Source organism: Enterococcus sp. AZ009 (assembly GCF_050548785.1).
GTDB classification, from domain to species: domain Bacteria; phylum Bacillota; class Bacilli; order Lactobacillales; family Enterococcaceae; genus Enterococcus_D; species Enterococcus_D entomosocium.
The window spans coordinates 2,091,412-2,109,695 of the sequence record NZ_CP172960.1 but is presented as its reverse complement, the minus strand read 5'-3'; the positions used below and the strand labels follow the sequence as shown (position 1 = coordinate 2,109,695).

At 42.5% G+C, this 18,284-nt stretch carries 14 protein-coding genes; all 14 read left to right on the top strand.

Annotation, left to right across the window (positions count from 1 at the left end; genetic code table 11):
• The first annotated feature begins 15 nt into the window (after nt 1-15).
• Nucleotides 16-1,482 carry an alpha-amylase gene (locus tag IGJ74_RS10180; protein ID WP_016611862.1) on the top strand — a complete coding sequence of 489 codons (1,467 nt, stop codon included), beginning with the start codon at nt 16-18 and terminating at the stop codon, nt 1,480-1,482.
• Between the two features lie 214 nt (nt 1,483-1,696).
• Complete coding sequence (gene pcrA, locus IGJ74_RS10175; protein ID WP_061054219.1) at nt 1,697-3,940, top strand: DNA helicase PcrA; 2,244 nt, start codon at nt 1,697-1,699, stop codon at nt 3,938-3,940.
• 13 nt (nt 3,941-3,953) lie between these two features.
• The gene (gene ligA / locus IGJ74_RS10170) at nt 3,954-5,984 is read left to right on the top strand and encodes an NAD-dependent DNA ligase LigA (RefSeq protein WP_218193072.1); all 2,031 of its coding nucleotides are present in this window, start codon (nt 3,954-3,956) and stop codon (nt 5,982-5,984) included.
• Between the two features lie 215 nt (nt 5,985-6,199).
• On the top strand, nt 6,200-6,505 hold the full coding sequence (gene gatC, locus IGJ74_RS10165) for an Asp-tRNA(Asn)/Glu-tRNA(Gln) amidotransferase subunit GatC (RefSeq protein WP_005225977.1): 306 nt from the start codon (nt 6,200-6,202) through the stop codon (nt 6,503-6,505).
• Entirely contained in the window at nt 6,505-7,977 is a 1,473-nt protein-coding gene (gene gatA, locus IGJ74_RS10160) for an Asp-tRNA(Asn)/Glu-tRNA(Gln) amidotransferase subunit GatA (protein WP_061054217.1), read from the top strand. Before gatC ends, gatA begins: the two co-directional genes overlap by 1 nt.
• Nucleotides 7,974-9,404: an Asp-tRNA(Asn)/Glu-tRNA(Gln) amidotransferase subunit GatB gene (gene gatB, locus IGJ74_RS10155; RefSeq protein WP_005225979.1), complete on the top strand. Its 1,431-nt coding sequence runs from the start codon at nt 7,974-7,976 to the stop codon at nt 9,402-9,404. The genes gatA and gatB overlap by 4 nt, the downstream gene beginning before the upstream one ends.
• A 10-nt stretch (nt 9,405-9,414) precedes the next feature.
• Complete coding sequence (locus IGJ74_RS10150; RefSeq protein WP_005235735.1) at nt 9,415-10,449, top strand: diacylglycerol kinase; 1,035 nt, start codon at nt 9,415-9,417, stop codon at nt 10,447-10,449.
• Nucleotides 10,450-10,820: 371 nt separating this feature from the next.
• Nucleotides 10,821-11,120, top strand: a complete 300-nt coding sequence (locus tag IGJ74_RS10145; RefSeq protein WP_008380108.1) for a YlaN family protein — start codon at nt 10,821-10,823, stop codon at nt 11,118-11,120.
• A 2-nt stretch (nt 11,121-11,122) separates the two neighbouring features.
• Nucleotides 11,123-12,286 carry an FtsW/RodA/SpoVE family cell cycle protein gene (locus IGJ74_RS10140; RefSeq protein ID WP_008380107.1) on the top strand — a complete coding sequence of 388 codons (1,164 nt, stop codon included), beginning with the start codon at nt 11,123-11,125 and terminating at the stop codon, nt 12,284-12,286.
• Between the two features lie 22 nt (nt 12,287-12,308).
• Nucleotides 12,309-15,737 (top strand): pyruvate carboxylase, encoded by a 3,429-nt coding sequence (locus tag IGJ74_RS10135; protein WP_218193071.1) that lies wholly within the window; start codon nt 12,309-12,311, stop codon nt 15,735-15,737.
• Between the two features lie 15 nt (nt 15,738-15,752).
• Nucleotides 15,753-16,883 carry a CAP-associated domain-containing protein gene (locus IGJ74_RS10130; protein ID WP_005235750.1) on the top strand — a complete coding sequence of 377 codons (1,131 nt, stop codon included), beginning with the start codon at nt 15,753-15,755 and terminating at the stop codon, nt 16,881-16,883.
• Complete coding sequence (locus IGJ74_RS10125) at nt 16,870-17,298, top strand: YlbF family regulator (protein WP_005235752.1); 429 nt, start codon at nt 16,870-16,872, stop codon at nt 17,296-17,298. Before IGJ74_RS10130 ends, IGJ74_RS10125 begins: the two co-directional genes overlap by 14 nt.
• Entirely contained in the window at nt 17,285-17,629 is a 345-nt protein-coding gene (locus tag IGJ74_RS10120; protein ID WP_005235753.1) for a YlbG family protein, read from the top strand. Before IGJ74_RS10125 ends, IGJ74_RS10120 begins: the two co-directional genes overlap by 14 nt.
• Nucleotides 17,630-17,729: 100 nt before the next feature.
• On the top strand, nt 17,730-18,284 hold the full coding sequence (gene rsmD, locus IGJ74_RS10115) for a 16S rRNA (guanine(966)-N(2))-methyltransferase RsmD (protein WP_218193070.1): 555 nt from the start codon (nt 17,730-17,732) through the stop codon (nt 18,282-18,284).

Here is an 18,284-nt window from a genome sequence, read left to right as displayed (position 1 = left end):
AGGGGGGATAAATAAATGAATAACAAAGTCATTTTACAAGGGTTCGAATGGGACCTGCCGGCAGATAGCCAGCACTGGAACAAATTGAAAGAAATGAGTAAAGAAATCAAAGAGTATGGATTTACCGCAATTTGGCTGCCGCCTGCCTATAAAGGGACAGCTGGGTCCGAAGACGTTGGGTATGGTGTCTATGATTATTATGATCTAGGCGAATTCGATCAAAAGGGGTCGGTGCCAACAAAATATGGAACCAAGGATGAGTATTTGGAAGCCATCAAAGCACTACAAGAACAAGGAGTTGAGGTTTATGCCGATATCGTCTTTAATCACTTGATCGGCGCCGATGAAAAGGAGGTCGTTCCGGCGGTTAAATACAATACCGAAAACCGCAATGAACCGATCAGTGATGAAGAAGAGATCGAAGCTTGGACTAAATTCACTTTCCCAGGACGTAAAGGAACTTACAATGACTATGTCTGGACCTGGCATAATTTTTCTGGTGTCGATTATGATGATCGCAACAAAGACCACGGGATTTTTAACTTCGCTGATAAGGGCTGGGAAAACCAAGTGGATGATGAAATGGGTAATTACGACTATTTAATGGGTTGTGATCTGGACATGGAAAATCCTGAAACGGTGGAACAGCTCAATAAATGGGGGCAATGGTACCAAGAGTTGACCGGTGTTGATGGCTATCGCTTAGATGCGGTGAAACACATTGAGTTCAACTATTACGCAGATTGGATCTTGAATCGTCGGGAAGAAAAAGGCAAACCACTATTTGTTGTCGGAGAATATTGGTCAGGGGATCTGCCAAAATTAGAAGAGTATTTAGATTCTTCAGGAAATCTGATTTATTTATTCGATGTGCCTTTGCACTATAATTTATATGAAGCATCTCACTCGAATGGCGAATATGATATGAGTCAAATTTTTGCCGGTACACTGACTGCCGCGCGCGAAGATTATGCCGTGACTTTTGTAGACAATCATGATACGCAAGTCGGACAAAGTTTACAATCTTGGATAGACGGATGGTTTAAAGTCCATGCTTATTCATTGATCCTTTTACGAAAAGCGGGTGTACCGGTTGTTTTCTGGGGTGACTTATTCGGAATCCCAGCGCAAGAAATCGCTCCTGTTGGTGATGCTTTGATCCATATGTTAAAACTTCGAGAGAAGCTTGCATTTGGGAATCAAGTCGATTATTTCGATGATCCTAATTGTATTGGCTGGGTATTAACGGGCGATTATGAACATGAGCTTTCTGGATTGGCGGTCGTGATGACCAATGCTCAAGGTGCGGAAAAAGAAATGACCATCAGCGCGATCCATGGTGGAGAGACCTTCGTGGATATATTGAGAAATAATGAAGCGAAAGTTGTTTTAGATGATACCGGAAAAGGTGTTTTCCCGGTCAATGATGGGCAAGTGTCAATCTATGTGAATGAAAAGCTAGTAGAGAAATACTTTAGCTGATCTCTTTCAATAGTCATAATAAGAGGCTGGTAAGTTTACAGCCTTTTTATTATGTAAACAAACAACCGACTGACTTTTTTCTTTCAAAACTGATGGCATCGTGAGTACTAAAATCAAAGCGCTTTTAATTAAAAGTTTTCAAAGCGTTCGGTTTTCCCCATTCACGGATAATGCTATAATTGAGAAGATTGAGAAAGAAAGGATGTTTAAAAGCATGTCATCCAAAAGTGAATTACTTAAACGCATGAATCCACGGCAAAAAGAAGCCGTTATGCATACGGAAGGGCCGTTGCTGCTGATGGCAGGGGCAGGAAGCGGGAAGACCCGTGTCCTAACCCACCGAATCGCCTATTTAATAGAAGAAAAAAATGTAAATCCATGGAATATTTTAGCCATCACATTTACGAATAAAGCGGCACGTGAAATGAAAGAACGGGTCAGTCAACTATTAGGATCGGGTGGTGAAGACGTTTGGGTTTCAACCTTCCACTCGATGTGTGTCAGAATCTTGCGCAGGGATGTTGATCGAATCGGCTATTCGAAGAATTTTACTATCATTGATTCTTCTGAGCAAAATACGCTGATGAAACGAGTATTAAAAGAATTGAATATCGATCCCAAAAAATATGATCCTCGTTCTATTTTGGGAACGATCTCTCATGCAAAGAATGAACTGTTGACACCTGAAGCTTACCAAGCCATGGAAGGTAGTCTCTTTGAGCAAATCGTAGGTCGTTGTTATGAAAAATATCAAAAAGAGCTGCGTAATAATCAATGCATGGACTTCGATGATTTAATCATGAATACGATCCGCCTCTTCCAAGACAATGAAGATGCGCTGCAATTTTATCAACGGAAATTCCACTATATCCATGTCGATGAATACCAAGATACCAACCATGCCCAATACACGCTAGTCAATTTATTGGCCGCTCGTTTTCGAAATCTTTGTGTCGTTGGGGATGCGGACCAAAGTATTTACGGTTGGCGTGGCGCCAACATGCAAAATATTTTAGACTTTGAAAAAGACTATCCGGATGCCGCAACGATATTGTTAGAGCAAAACTATCGTTCAACGCAAACGATTTTAAATGCGGCAAACCAAGTAATCAAAAATAACCGCAACCGCCCAGACAAAAATCTGTGGACAGAAAATCGTGATGGGGAAAAAATCACTTATTATCGCGGGGACAGTGAACGAGATGAGGCGCGATTTATCGTCAGTGAAATGCAGAAACAAATTGCAGAAAAGAACCGTAAATTCGGTGATTTTGCGATTTTGTATCGGACCAACGCCCAGTCACGGATCATTGAAGAAATGCTTTTAAAAGCCAACGTTCCTTATACGATGGTCGGCGGCAGAAAGTTCTATGACCGCAAAGAAATCCGTGATATTTTGGCTTATTTATCGGCGATCGCCAATCCTCGTGATTCCATCAGCTTGGAACGAATCATCAATGTACCAAAACGTGGGATCGGTGCGACATCCGTCGAAAAACTACGAGATTTTGCGAATCTTCATGAGTGGTCATTGCTAGAAGCAGCCATGAACGTCGAGTTGGCGAATATTTCTGGAAAGGCCGGCAAAGAATTAGGAAGCTTTGGGATGATGATGGATGGCTTCGCCCAAATGGTTCCTTACCTCTCAGTAACTGAACTGACGAAAGAAATATTAGAAAAGACGGGTTATCGTCAAGAGTTAGTCAACCAGAATAATTTAGAAGCACAAGCTAGACTTGAAAATCTGGAAGAATTTTTATCGGTTACCCAAGAATTCGATAAACGATTTGAGGCGCAAAACGAAGACGATGCAGATGCACCAGATGAGAAGTTGAGTGTTTTCTTAAATGACTTAGCTTTATTGTCAGACGTCGATAGTTATGAAGAAGAAAGTAGTCAAGTGACGTTGATGACCTTGCATGCTGCAAAAGGACTGGAGTTTCCAGTGGTATTCTTGATTGGTTTGGAAGAAAATATCTTCCCGCTTTCTCGGGCTTTAATGGAAGAAAGCGAACTCGAAGAAGAACGGCGCCTTGCTTATGTGGGAATCACTCGTGCTGAGGAAGAGCTCTTTATGACCAACGCTTTTTCCAGAACATTATACGGTCGTACCCAATACAATCGTCCGTCACGGTTTATCGAGGAGATTGAACAAGATCTGCTGCAATCATTAGGCGAGCGTTCACAACCGAGAGCTGCTGCACCGTTTCAACCAAAAGTCTTTAAACCGAGCTATACACAGCCGCGTCAAACGACCGTCGCTTCTAAGCAACAGACCTCTGCAGCTGGTAATACATGGCAAGTAGGCGAGAAAGTTCAACATAAAAAATGGGGAATCGGTACGGTCGTTCGGACGACTGGCAGCGCGCAAGACATCGAATTAGATGTGGCGTTCCCACAACAAGGCGTCAAACGACTGTTGGCGGCCTTTGCGCCGATTGAAAAAGTTGAAAAATAAGGAGGATATTAGGATGGATGTCCCTTCAAAAGAAATCCAATCACGAGCAGAAGAGCTGCGTACGCAATTAAATCAGTACGCGTACGAATACTATGTAAAAGATCAACCTTCTGTTGAAGATTATCTCTATGATCAGCTGTATGCAGAACTGGTTGAAATTGAAACCAATTATCCGCAGCTAATAACCGAAGACTCGCCCACCCAACGAGTAGGCGGCATCATTTTACCTGGCTTTGAAAAAGTCACCCATGATATCCCACTTTATAGCCTGAACGATGTCTTTGACAAAGAAGGAATCGTGGCTTTTGATGCTCGTGTTCAAAAAGCATTGGGGAAAGCGGTAGATTATGTCTGCGAGTTAAAGATCGATGGATTGTCAATTTCCTTGAAATATGAAGAAGGGCGCTTTGTTCGGGGAGCGACTCGAGGAGATGGTACGGTAGGTGAAAACATTACAGAAAACCTAAAGACTGTCAAATCGATCCCACTGAAATTAAAAGAACCGATCTCGTTGGAAGTTCGTGGCGAATGCTATATGCCAAAGGCTTCGTTTTTGAAATTGAATCAACAGCGAGAAGAAGAAGGGGTGGAGGTTTTTGCCAATCCGAGAAACGCAGCTGCTGGAAGCTTACGTCAATTAGACACTCGGATCGCAGCCCAAAGAAACTTGAGCACCTTTTTATACACACTAGCTGACTTTGGTCCAATTGAAGCTAATGATCAATTTTCAGCATTGAATGAACTGGATCAATTAGGCTTTCGTACAAATCACGAACGCAGAGTGTGCCACACCATCGATGAAGTGTGGGCATATATCGAAGAGTTTCATGACAAGCGCAGTGAGCTCCCGTATGAGATTGACGGCGTAGTCATCAAAGTCAATAATTTTAAAGATCAAGATGCGTTAGGCTTTACCGTAAAAGCACCCCGATGGGCGGCGGCATATAAGTTTCCACCGGAAGAAGCGGAAACAGTGATCGAAACGATCGAATGGACCGTGGGACGAACGGGTGTTGTGACACCGACCGCTGTTATGACCCCTGTCCGGGTTGCCGGAACGACGGTCAGCCGCGCCAGTTTGCATAATGTAGATTTCATTAAAATGAAGGACATTCGCATTGGCGATTCGGTCATCATCTATAAGGCGGGGGACATTATTCCAGAGGTTGCGAAAGTCTTGGAAGAAAAACGCACGGAAACAAGTGAACCCTTTGAATCGCCTACACATTGTCCCGAATGCGGGAGTGAGCTGATCCATTTAGATGAAGAAGTTGCCTTGCGTTGTATCAATCCGAAGTGTCCGGCGCAGATCAAAGAGGGGTTAAGCCACTTTGTTTCCCGAAATGCTATGAATATTGATGGTTTAGGGCCACGTGTTTTAGAGCAAATGTTCGATAAATCCTTAGTTAAAGATGTGGCCGACTTGTACTTTTTAACAGAAGAACAATTGCTGACCCTCGATAAAATCAAAGAGAAATCAGCTAATAACCTTTTGCGTGCCATCCATCAAAGCAAAGAAAATTCAGTTGAGCGCTTGATTTTCGGGCTAGGCATCCGTCATGTTGGTGCCAAAGCGGCTCGGATTTTAGCGGAACATTTTGGTGACCTTCGAACCCTTATCAAAGCCAAAGAAGAAGAGATCATTTCGTTGGAAACCATTGGTGCTACAATTGCGGAAAGTGTCGTTACGTATTTTGACAATCAAGAAGTTCACGACCTTTTAGATGAACTTGAAAAAGCGGGTGTTAACTTTGCTTATTTAGGGCTGAGAACGGATCAATTGGAAGAAGTGGAGTCGCCATTTAAAGAGAAAACAGTTGTTTTGACAGGAAAATTGAGTCATTTCACCCGCGAAGAAGCCAAGGAACGAATTGAAAATCTCGGTGGGAAGGTAACAGGCAGTGTGTCGAAAAAGACTGATATCGTTGTTGCCGGGGAAGAGGCTGGCAGTAAACTGACCAAAGCACAGTCCCTAGGCGTTACCGTTTGGGATGAAGCTCAAATGGTGGCTGCGATCGAAGGCAGTCATTCGGCAGATCAATAACTTTTAAGTATTGTCACAGACGAGAAGCAGTTGTTTCTTCTTGTCTAATTGAAATCATTTCTTCCCTGCAGTACGAGGAAAGAAATGATTTCTGCTTTTATTTGCAATTATATTTGATAATTTTCAAATTCTATTTCATGATTTGTTAAAAAAATGATACAATACATTGGAAAAACGTAAACGTAGATTACGGATGCGAGAAAGAGGAGGATTTTATGGCGATCAGCGAAGAACAAGTCAAACACGTTGCCAAACTAGCAAAACTTTCATTCTCAGATGATGAATTACATGAGTTTACCTCTCAGCTAGGAAAAATTATTGATATGGTAGAAACACTTGAAGAAGTGGATACTACAGGAGTACCCTTTACATCGAATGTCGCAGAAACGATCAATGTGATGCGTGAAGATGTAACGACCGGTGGCTGGGACCGTGATGAATTAATGAAAAATGTTCCAGAATCCGAAGAAGGCTTTATTAAAGTGCCTGCAATCATTGACAATGGGGAGGCGGGTGCCTAATGACTGAACTATATAATAAAAGCTTAGAAGAATTGCATAGCTTATTAGTATCAAAAGAAATCACTGCGACAGATCTAACGAGCGAAACCTTTGCTCGCATTAAAGAAACAGAGCCGAAAGTCGATGCGTTTCTTGCATTGAACGAAGAAAAAGCCCATGCGTTAGCGCAAGCTATCGATCAAAAAGGTATCACTGAAAGCAATGTGTTGGCTGGGATTCCCATTGGGATCAAAGATAACATTGTTACGAAAGATCTACGCACAACAGCGGCTTCTAAAATTTTAGGCAACTTTGACCCAATCTACGATGCAACAGTCATGGACAAAGTTTACCAAGCAGACATGATTCCAGTTGGTAAGTTAAACATGGATGAATTTGCCATGGGCGCAAGTACCGAAACGTCGTTCTTTAAGAAAACGAAAAACGCTTGGGATGAGACAAAAGTACCTGGTGGTTCATCAGGTGGCTCGGCGGCTGCCGTTGCAGCGGGACAAGTCCCATTATCATTAGGTAGCGATACAGGTGGTTCGATTCGCCAACCAGCAGCTTTCAATGGAATCGTCGGGCTGAAGCCAACATATGGACGGGTTTCTCGTTTTGGTCTGATCGCGTTTGCATCCTCGTTAGATCAAATTGGTCCGATGACCCGTGGTGTGAAAGACAATGCCATCGCATTAAATGCCATCAGTGGGTTTGATGCAAAAGATAGTACGTCAGCCGGGACAGCTGTTCCTGATTTTACAGCAGGTTTGACTGGTGATATCAAAGGCATGAAAGTTGCTTTGCCAAAAGAATACTTAGGTGAAGGGATCCAAGAAGGCGTTCGAGAAGCAATCTTAAAAGCAGCAGACACTTTCCGTGCGTTAGGAGCGACCGTGGAAGAAGTCAGCTTACCACATTCAAAATATGGGGTAGCTGTTTACTATATCATCGCTTCTTCTGAAGCAAGTTCTAATTTACAGCGTTTTGACGGCATCCGTTACGGTTTCCGTTCAGAAAATGTCCACAATCTAGAAGATGTCTATATCAATTCTCGAAGTGAAGGATTCGGGGAAGAAGTCAAACGCCGAATCATGTTGGGCACTTTTTCACTAAGTGCTGGCTACTATGATGCCTACTTCAAAAAAGCCGGTCAAGTTCGGACGTTGATCAAACAAGATTTCGATAAGGTTTTCAGCCAATACGATTTGATCATTGGTCCAGCATCACCAACGGTAGCATTTGGTATTGGAGAAAATATCAATGATCCAATTACCATGTACTTAAATGATATTTTAACCATTCCTGTGAACTTAGCAGGACTGCCAGGGATGTCGATCCCAGCAGGTTTTTCTGAAGGACTGCCTGTTGGCTTGCAGATCATTGGGAAACATTTTGATGAAGCAACCATGTATAAAGCGGCTTATGCCTTTGAACAAGCAACTGATTTCCACACGAAAAAACCAGTGATTTTAGGAGGGTATAAGGCATGAACTTCGAAACAGTCATTGGGCTTGAAGTCCACGTAGAATTAAAAACAGAATCAAAGATTTTTTCTCCAGCACCTGCTCACTTTGGTGCTGAACCAAATAGCAACACGAATGTGATCGACTGGGGCTATCCAGGTGTTTTACCAGTAATGAACAAAGCGGCTATCGAATTTGGGATGAAAGCTGCGCTTGCGTTGAATTGTGAAATCTCAAAAGAAACACATTTCGACCGCAAAAACTATTTCTATCCTGATAATCCAAAAGCCTATCAAATTTCACAATTCGATCAACCGATAGGTCATGATGGGTGGATTGAAATCGAAGTGGAAGGTAAAAAGAAAAAAATCCGCATTGAGCGAGTTCATTTGGAAGAAGATGCCGGGAAAAACATGCACGGCAAAGGCGGTTATTCTTATGTTGATCTAAATCGTCAAGGAACCCCTTTGATCGAGATCGTTTCCGAAGCAGATATGCGTTCACCAGAAGAAGCATATGCGTATCTAGAAGCATTGCGCTCAATCATCTTGTTTACAGAAGTATCTGATGTGAAGATGGAAGAAGGTTCCATGCGTTGCGACGCCAATATTTCGTTGCGACCTTACGGCCAAGAACAATTCGGAACAAAAACAGAATTGAAAAACTTAAACTCTATGTCCTTCGTGAAAAAAGGTTTAGCATTTGAAGAAAAACGTCAAGCCAAAGTATTGCTTTCTGGAGGCGAGATCCAACAAGAAACTCGTCGTTTTGATGAAGCAACCAGCAAAACTTTATTGATGCGTGTCAAAGAAGGTTCTTCTGATTATCGTTACTTCCCAGAACCAGATATCCCACGATTTGTGATCGATGATGAATGGATCGAACGGGTACGTCAAAGCTTGCCAGAAATGCCGCAAAAACGTCGTGCCCGTTACATCTCTGAATTGGGCTTACCAGAATACGATGCAATGGTCTTGACTTTATCAAAAGAAATGTCCGATTTCTTTGAAAAAACCATTGATGCCGGTGCTGATCCCAAACAAGCTTCTAACTGGTTGATGGGGGAAGTTTCAGCGTATCTGAACAGTGAAAAATTGGAACTGCCAGAAACAAAATTAACCCCAGACAATTTAGCGGGAATGATTCGTTTGATCGCCGATGGCACCATCAGTTCGAAGATTGCGAAAAAAGTCTTCAAAGAATTGATCACAAACGGCGGCGACGCTGAAGAAGTCGTAAAAGCCAAAGGATTGATCCAATTATCAGATCCTGCGCAATTACTACCAATGATCAATGAAGTATTAGATAACAACCAACAATCCGTCGATGACTTTAAAAACGGAAAAGACCGCGCAGTTGGTTTCTTAGTTGGTCAAATCATGAAAGCAACCAAAGGACAAGCGAATCCAGGCGTTGTGAACAAGCTGTTGCAAGAAGAACTAGCAAAGCGATAAGAGGCAAGCGATGAAAAGAGCAAGAGTAATCTATAACCCGACATCTGGGAAAGAATTGATTCGAAAAAATTTAGCAGATATTTTAGATGTTTTGGAAAGAGGCGGTTATGAGGCGAGTGCGTTTGCCACGACCGCTGCACCATTTTCCGCCCGTGATGAAGCAAGAAGAGCCGGTGAAGCTGGTTTTGATTTGGTGGTAGCGGCCGGTGGCGATGGTACGATCAATGAAGTCGTCAACGGAATCGCTCCATTAGAAAAACGCCCGAAGATGGCGATTATTCCTGGAGGAACCACCAATGACTACGCACGTGCACTAAAGATTCCTCGGACCGATATCAAAGCAGCTGCGGAAGTGATTTTAAAACAGCAGACGGTGAAGATGGATGTCGGAAAAACACCCAATACGTATTTTATCAATATCGCTGCTGGCGGACACTTAACAGAACTGACCTATGATGTTCCTTCTGAGTTGAAAAGTGTTTTTGGCTACTTAGCTTATCTAGCAAAAGGAGCCGAATTACTGCCCCGCGTCAAACCGATCAAAATGCATCTAAAGTATGAAGACGGAGAATACATTGGCGGAGCCTCAATGTTCTTTTTAGGGCTGACGAATTCAGTGGGGGGCTTTGAACAGATTGCGCCTGATGCAAAGCTTGACGATGGGAAATTTTCGTTGATCATTGTCAAAACGGCCAATATTTTTGAGATCGTCCACTTAGTTGCTTTAATGATGAATGGTGGGAAACACATCAACGATCGTCGTCTGATTTATACGAAAACATCTTTTCTTGAAGTAGACGCGCCAGAGCAGGTCAATCGATTAATGATCAACCTTGATGGTGAATACGGCGGAGATGCTCCTATGCGCTTTGAAAATCTACACAATCATATTGAGTTTTTTGCGAATGTCGATCAAATTCCTGATGATGCGGTCGTTGGTGAGCAGAACTATCAAGAGATGAGCGAAGGTTTTATTAAAGAAGTCGAACGTCTTTCCGATGAGGACATCAATGGAGATGGCAAGATCGGCGACGAAACAAGGTAAACGATTTTTCTTTTCATGCAAAGTGAAAGAACAGGGACTTTTGGACCTGTTCTTTTTTTAAAAAATAAATTGTGGAAAAAGTAACAGGAATATTTTTAAGAAAAGTTGATAGAACAGCTTTTCTTAAATTTTAGTAAAGGACGTTTTTTGCGTTATGTTCCACATCGGGCGCTTGTTTCACGGCTATTAGCGCGATTCATGAAGATAAAGCGAATGAAAAATTGAAAAAACGAACGATCTTCGCTAAAAAACGAACTTTTTGAAAATATACTCGTTAAAGTTCGTCATTTACGTATTTCTATGCAATCTAATGATGCAAAAGCCAGAGAGAATATGCTATAATGGTGAAACGAAGAAATGGGGGGACCGGAATGGAGCACATCGATTCTACAAAAGCGCTAGATCTGCTTAGAGATGACGCAGAACGAATCAAAAAGCTGATCCGAAACCAAGAAAATAGTTTATGTATCGCACAATGCAAAGCATTTGAAGAAGTGGTTGATACCCAGATGTATGGTCTATCACGGCAAGTGGCATTTGCGATCCGCTTGGGGATCGTCGATAATCAAACAGGACAACAATTGATGGCGGATCTCGAAAAAGATCTGAACCAATTGTACAGCGAGGTCTATGAAGACCAGCGGACACCTGAAATCGGCAAGGAGGCATAAACTTGCCAGAAAAAGTAAAGAAAAGACATTTATTAGATTATAGTATTTTGTTACCATATATTGTTATGTGTGTCACGGGCTTGATGATGGTTTATAGTTCCACATCTTATGTGGCGATGACCGCCACACAACCGACCACAGCTGCTTCTTACGTCATCAATCAAACATTATTTTGGTTGGTGAGCCTAGTAGCGATCACTGTCATGTATAAAATGAAAACGGATGTTTTTCGGAATAAAAAATTTGTCCAGATCGCCATGATCGTCATCTTGTTTTTATTGATCGCTGCTTTCTTTTTCCCAAGAAGAAACGGGGCCCATGGTTGGTTAACGATTGCGAGCTTTTCTATTCAACCAGCTGAGTACTTGAAATTTATTGTCATCTGGTTTTTATCGGTGACGCTATCTTATCGTCAAAAAGGCATCCAACAAGAGTTTTGGAAAACGGTTTGGCGTCCAATCGGAATCGTTTTCGTCTACACCGGGATCATGGCCTTTTATCCCGACTTAGGGAATGCTGTGATCGTCATGCTACTGGCTTTTGTCGTTTTATTATCTAGTGGATTGAATTACTTGTACACTTTGATATTGGGGTTGGCAGGTATCGTTGGGAGTATGTTGATTGTCCTATTTGTGAATCTAACTGGCGGTAAGCTTTTACCAGCTTATGTTTATAGTCGCTTTTCATCCTTTTTGAACCCGTTTGCTGATGAATACAATACAGGTCATCAAATGGTCAATGGGTATTACGCAATGTTCAACGGTGGACTTTTCGGGCGCGGGCTTGGAAATAGTATCCAAAAACGTGGCTTCTTAAACGAAGCGCACACCGATTATATATTTTCGATCGTTATGGAAGAATTAGGCTTGATCCCATCGATCATCATTTTAGGCGTTTTGTTCTATATGGTGGGACGGATCTTTCTTGTCGGTATCCGTTCAAGAGATCCCTTTAATTCCATGATGTGTATCGGCATAGGGACATTATTTATGTCTCAGATTTTCATCAACTTAGGGGGGATCACTGGTTTGATCCCATTGACGGGAATCACTTTTCCGTTTTTAAGTCAGGGTGGGTCAAGTTTGCTGATGCTGTCGATTTGTATTGGTTTTGTATTAAATATCAGTGCCGAAGAAAAGAGGAAACAATATTATTTGAATTATTGATCAATTGAATGGAGTGGATTAGATGAAGAAAATTCTTGTTGCCAATCGTGGAGAAATCGCGATTCGTGTCTTCCGCGCATGTGCGGAGTTAGGAATCAAAACAGTCGGTATTTATGCTGCGGAGGATGAATACTCCGTCCATCGTTTTAAAGCAGACGAAGCGTATTTAGTGGGGAAAGGCAAACGGCCGATTGATGCGTATTTAGACATTGAAGATATTATTCGCACAGCGAAAAAAGCCGGGGCTGAAGGGATTCATCCAGGGTATGGTTTTTTATCAGAAAACCTAGGCTTTGCTCAGCGCTGTGAAGAAGAAGGTTTGATTTTCATCGGACCATCCACTCACCACTTAGATATTTTTGGCGACAAGATCAAAGCAAAAGCAGCAGCGATCGAGGCGGGGATTCAATCCATTCCCGGATCTGACGGTCCAGTGGCATCGATTGACGACGTTTTAGCATTCGCTGACGAACATGACTATCCAATCATGATCAAAGCAGCTCTTGGCGGCGGTGGTCGAGGCATGCGTGTCGCTCATGATGAAAAAGAAGCACGTGATGGCTACGAACGTGCCAAAAGTGAAGCGAAAGCGGCATTTGGTAGTGACGAAGTTTACGTTGAAAAATATATTAGTAATCCAAAACATATTGAAGTCCAAATTCTAGGGGATACGCACGGAAATGTCGTCCATCTATTTGAACGTGACTGCTCTGTTCAGCGCCGTCACCAAAAAGTAGTCGAAGTGGCACCTTGTGTGTCAATGACGACTGAACAACGGGAAAAAATTTGTCAAGCTGCCGTTCAATTGATGAAGCATGTTGGCTATATCAATGCCGGAACAGTGGAATTTTTAGTTGAAGGCGATAAATTTTACTTCATCGAAGTAAACCCTCGGGTCCAAGTGGAACATACAATCACTGAAATGATCACCAATTTAGATATCGTGACGACACAAATACTAATTGCACAAGGCAAGGATCTGCATAAAGAAATTGGGATTCCTGAACAAAAAGATATTCGCTTCGAAGGGGTTGCGATTCAATGTCGCGTGACAACGGAAGATCCAGCGAATAATTTTATGCCAGATACTGGTAAGATCGATACCTACCGCTCTCCGGGTGGGTTTGGGGTTCGTTTAGATGTCGGAAATGCTTACGCAGGTGCGGTGGTAACCCCGTATTTCGACTCACTGCTTGTAAAAGTCTGTACACATGCGGCAACCTTTGATCAAGCGATTCAGAAAATGATGCGCTGTTTGAAAGAATTTCGTGTACGTGGGGTAAAAACAAACATTCTCTTCATGCGAAATGTCGTTTCTCATCCAGCCTTTCGTTCGGGTGAAGCCAAAACCACCTTTATCGACAATACGCCGGAACTATTCAATTTCCCTCGGATTCGTGATCGTGGAAACAAAACCATGAAGTATATCGGGGAAATTACCATCAATGGATTTCCGGGGATCGAAAAACAAAAGAAACCATTTTATAATGAGCCACGGATGCCACAACACATCCAAGCAACGCCTGATTTTGTCAGCGCCAAAAATATTTTAGATACGAAAGGTGCCGAGGGTGTCGTTGAATGGATCGGTCAACAAAACAATGTCTTACTGACGGATACAACCTTCCGAGATGCCCATCAAAGTTTGTTGGCAACTCGTGTAAGAACCCATGACTTTAAGAAAATTGCCGCGATGACGGAAGCTGGCCTGCCACAATTGTTCTCAAGTGAAATGTGGGGTGGAGCAACGTTCGACGTTGCCTACCGTTTCTTAACAGAAGATCCATGGGAAAGATTGCGGATGTTCCGGAAAAAAATGCCGAATACCTTGTTGCAAATGTTGTTTAGAGGCTCCAATGCTGTGGGATATTCCAATTATCCAGACAATGTATTGGAAGAATTCATCAAAGAATCTGCAGCGCAAGGAATTGATGTGTTCCGAATCTTTGATAGTTTAAACTGGGTTCCACAAATGGAGAAAAGTATTCAAGCCGTTCGCGATACAGGAAAAATTGCAGAAGCAACGATTTGTTATACCGGGGATATCAATGATCCGACCCGTCAAAAATATTCAGTACAATACTACAAAGATATGGCGAAAGAATTGCAAAACCTTGGTGCCCATATCATTGCTATCAAGGATATGGCTGGATTATTAAAACCGCAAGCGGCTTATCGTTTGATCAGTGAGCTAAAGGATACGATCGATGTGCCGATTCATCTGCATACCCATGATACGAGTGGAAATGGGATCATTACTTACTCAGCAGCTACTAAAGCCGGTGTTGACATCGTGGATGTCGCTATGTCAGCGGTCAGTGGCGCAACGAGTCAACCAAGTATGAGTAGTTTGTATTATGCACTATTGAACGGCGAACGCTGCCCAGAAATCAATGTAGACAATATCCAACAGTTGAACCACTACTGGGAAGATGTCCGCATGTACTACCATTCCTTTGAAAATGGCTTGAACGCACCTCAAACGGAAGTGTACAAGCATGAAATGCCGGGGGGACAATATACCAATCTCCAGCAGCAAGCCAAAGCCGTTGGTTTAGGCGAAAAATGGGATGAAATCAAAGAAATCTATCATGAAGTCAATATGATGTTTGGAGACATCGTGAAAGTGACGCCTTCTTCGAAAGTCGTTGGGGACATGGCACTCTTTATGGTTCAAAATGGCTTGTCTGAGAAAGATGTTTTTGAAAAAGGCGATACATTAAGCTTCCCTGAGTCAGTAATCACATTCTTCCAAGGTGAGTTAGGTCAGCCAGTTGGTGGCTTCCCGAAAGAATTACAGCGCATTATCTTGAAAGGACGCCCAGCCTTTACCGAACGTCCTGGAACATTCGCGAAGCCAGTTGATTTTGCTGATGTGAAGCAAGAACTAGCGGAGAAAATCGGCTATGAACCAAAACATGAAGAAGTCTTGAGCTACTTGATGTATCCGCAAGTCTTCCTTGATTATCGAAAAGCTTATGAACAGTTTGCAGATGTGAAAGTTCTTGATACTCCAACTTTCTTTAACGGCATGCGCTTAGGTGAAACGATCAATGTTGAATTAGAAAAAGGCAAAATCTTGATCATTCGTCTCGATGAGATCGGTGAGCCAGATATTGAAGGCAACCGAACACTCTTCTTTAACTTGAACGGACAACGCCGAGAAATCGTCGTTAAGGACAACTCAATCATCAGCTCTGTTCAAACGAAACGTAAAGCAGAGCCAACGAACAAAGAACAGATCGGTGCTTCGATGAGTGGCTCAGTTTTAGAAGTATTAGTCAAAAAAGGCGACCGGGTGGCACGTGGACAAACCTTGATGGTCACGGAAGCGATGAAAATGGAAACTTCGGTTGAAGCCCGCTTCTCAGGCGTAGTTGAACATGTGTATGTAACCGATGGGGAACCAATTCAGTCAGGAGATCTTTTGATTGAAGTCAAAGAGAAGTAAGGAGTCGATCCACAGATGAAGCGAAGAGGATTATTGTTTTGCGGCTTATTTGTCCTAGCCCTAATAATCGTGTATTTGCAGCCAGTTTTCATGCAAAACGCTTCAGATTCAAGAGTGACGATCGAAAACCCAATCAAAGCACCAACAAACATGAATTACGAACCAATCGCAGCTCAAGGATTAGCTGAATTGATCGGGGAACCTGTTTCGGATTTCGAAGAAGTCTATGGTCTTCCAGTTCAAACATATCGATCAGGTTACGAGTTTGAAATTCGGGTCTACAATCAATTAGACGATCAACAGTATGTTGAGATCAATACCGATGGTGAAAGTGTGCAAGCAATCAAAGTAATCGGCGCCGGGGGCTCTTCCCTGGCACCTTTTACGATGGGCATGACCTTGACTGACTTGACGGAGTTGACCATGATCTATCCTAACTTTACCTTGACACAAAATGATCGTGCGATCAGTTTCGAATTGATGGAAGAAGATATGAACTACCGTCCATTAGTGGCTTTTGACAACGGGACATTTGCTGTTTTGTTCTTTGATCAGGAGACTGCCCAACTGCAAGCCGTCACTTACTTGGATCAGACCACATTACTTAAACTGGCACCTTATCCCTTGACGGAAGGGCAGCGACCGCTGTTTCAAGTTTCGCAAACAATTGACCAAGCCCAAGCCAACCTTGAAAAAGAGACCCTGGCGTTTGTTATCATCGATAAAATTCGCCAGCAAATCGGCTTAGACAGCTTCTCACAGGATACCCAAACACATCAAGAAGCAGCTGGACTTTTATTTAATTTGACGAATAACCTATCAGACTATTTGACTTCTCAACGAATCCATTCTTATCAACGAGCACTTTCTTCGGAAAAGACAAGTAATTTTGTCTTATCGAATGACGAATGGCGAGAGTTGTTAGCGGAAAAGGAATTGGAAGCATCTGCTTCAATCTTCGAAGCGCCTGTTTATGATCCAACTTTTACGATTTTATCTTGGTTCAGTAATCCAAGATTTACTGAGCGCCTGACCCATGAACAATCAGAAAAGATAGGAATTGCTTTTTCTGAAGCAAATATGGTAGTCTTAGTGCAAGAAGATGTGGAAGGGACCGAGGATAGTACGTCAGATGATTTACGATGAAGCCTTTTTTGAGATTGAAGATCAAATCGAAGCACTTGTGAAGGCAATCAAAGCAAGTGAAACGTGTAAAACCTATCAAAAAGCGAAACAGGTCATGCATCAAGACCCTGATGTTCAGACATTGATGCGATCGTTTTTAGAAAAAAAACTAGATTTTGAAAGAATTGAAGCTTACGGTGAGTATGCGCCTGATTTCAAAGAAAAAAAACGGGCGTTGCGCACAGCCAAGCGGCAGTTGGATCTTAATGAACAAGTAAGTGAGTATCGCTGGAGTGAAACACAACTGCAGCGTTTGCTGGATGAACTGACTGTGGCGATCTCTACTTGTTTTTCTCCCTCTGTCAAAGTGGACGCTGGGAGTCCCTTTTTTCAATCAAAATCAAGTTGTGGAGGAAATTGTCATGCACGAGGATAAAGAGCCTTTTACGATGCAAAAGCGTCGAGGATTGATCGTATGGGTTTACAGCCTACGTCAACTAAAGAATTTGCGTCGTTTTGGTTTTGTTCATTATGTGTCACGCAAGATGAAATACGTGGTCATGTATTTGAACGAAGAAGAATACGAAAGCAAAAAAACAAAAATCGAGCAGTTTCACTTTGTTCGACAAGTTGAAGCTTCCTATCGACCAGATGTCGAAATGGATTTTGCTGAAAAAATTGGTACGTCAGCAGCCTATCCAGTGAAAGACGAAGGGTTTGATATCGAAGAAAAAAATACGATGATTCGATTGGCAGAAAACGTGTAATAAAAAAGTGGGGGTGCCTTGAGTCACCGCCATTTTTTTATTGCTATTTATAGAAACAGTGCTATATTTGTATTTACGAAGATCTTGGAGGGAAAAACGTATGCGTGTAGTAGCCGGAGAATATGGTGGCCGCAGATTAAAAAGTCTCGCTGGAGACAACACTCGCCCCACGACAGACAAAGTAAAAGGGGCGATTTTTAACATGTTAGGGCAATATTTAGATGGAGGAGTTGTACTGGATTTATTCAGTGGAAGCGGGGGCTTGGCTATCGAAGCGGTCTCTCGTGGTGCCAATCATGCGGTTTGTGTCGACCGTAGTTTTCCAGCAACCAAAGTGATCCGCAAAAATATTGCTATAACCAAAGAACCCGAAAAGTTCACGGTGTTAAAAATGGATGCGAATCAAGCTTTACGGCAGTTTGCAGCTGAGGGACAAAGTTTTGACTATTTGTTTTTAGACCCACCATACGCAAAGCAAGAGATTCTGCAACAGTTAGAAGCTATGCTGAAGGATGAATTGATTCGTCCGTCTGCATACGTAGTTTGCGAAACAGACAAGTCCATCGACTTACCAGAACAAATCGGCTCGTTGCATTTGGACCGTGCCCAAACCTATGGCATATCGGCAGTGACGATCTATAGAAATGAGGGATAA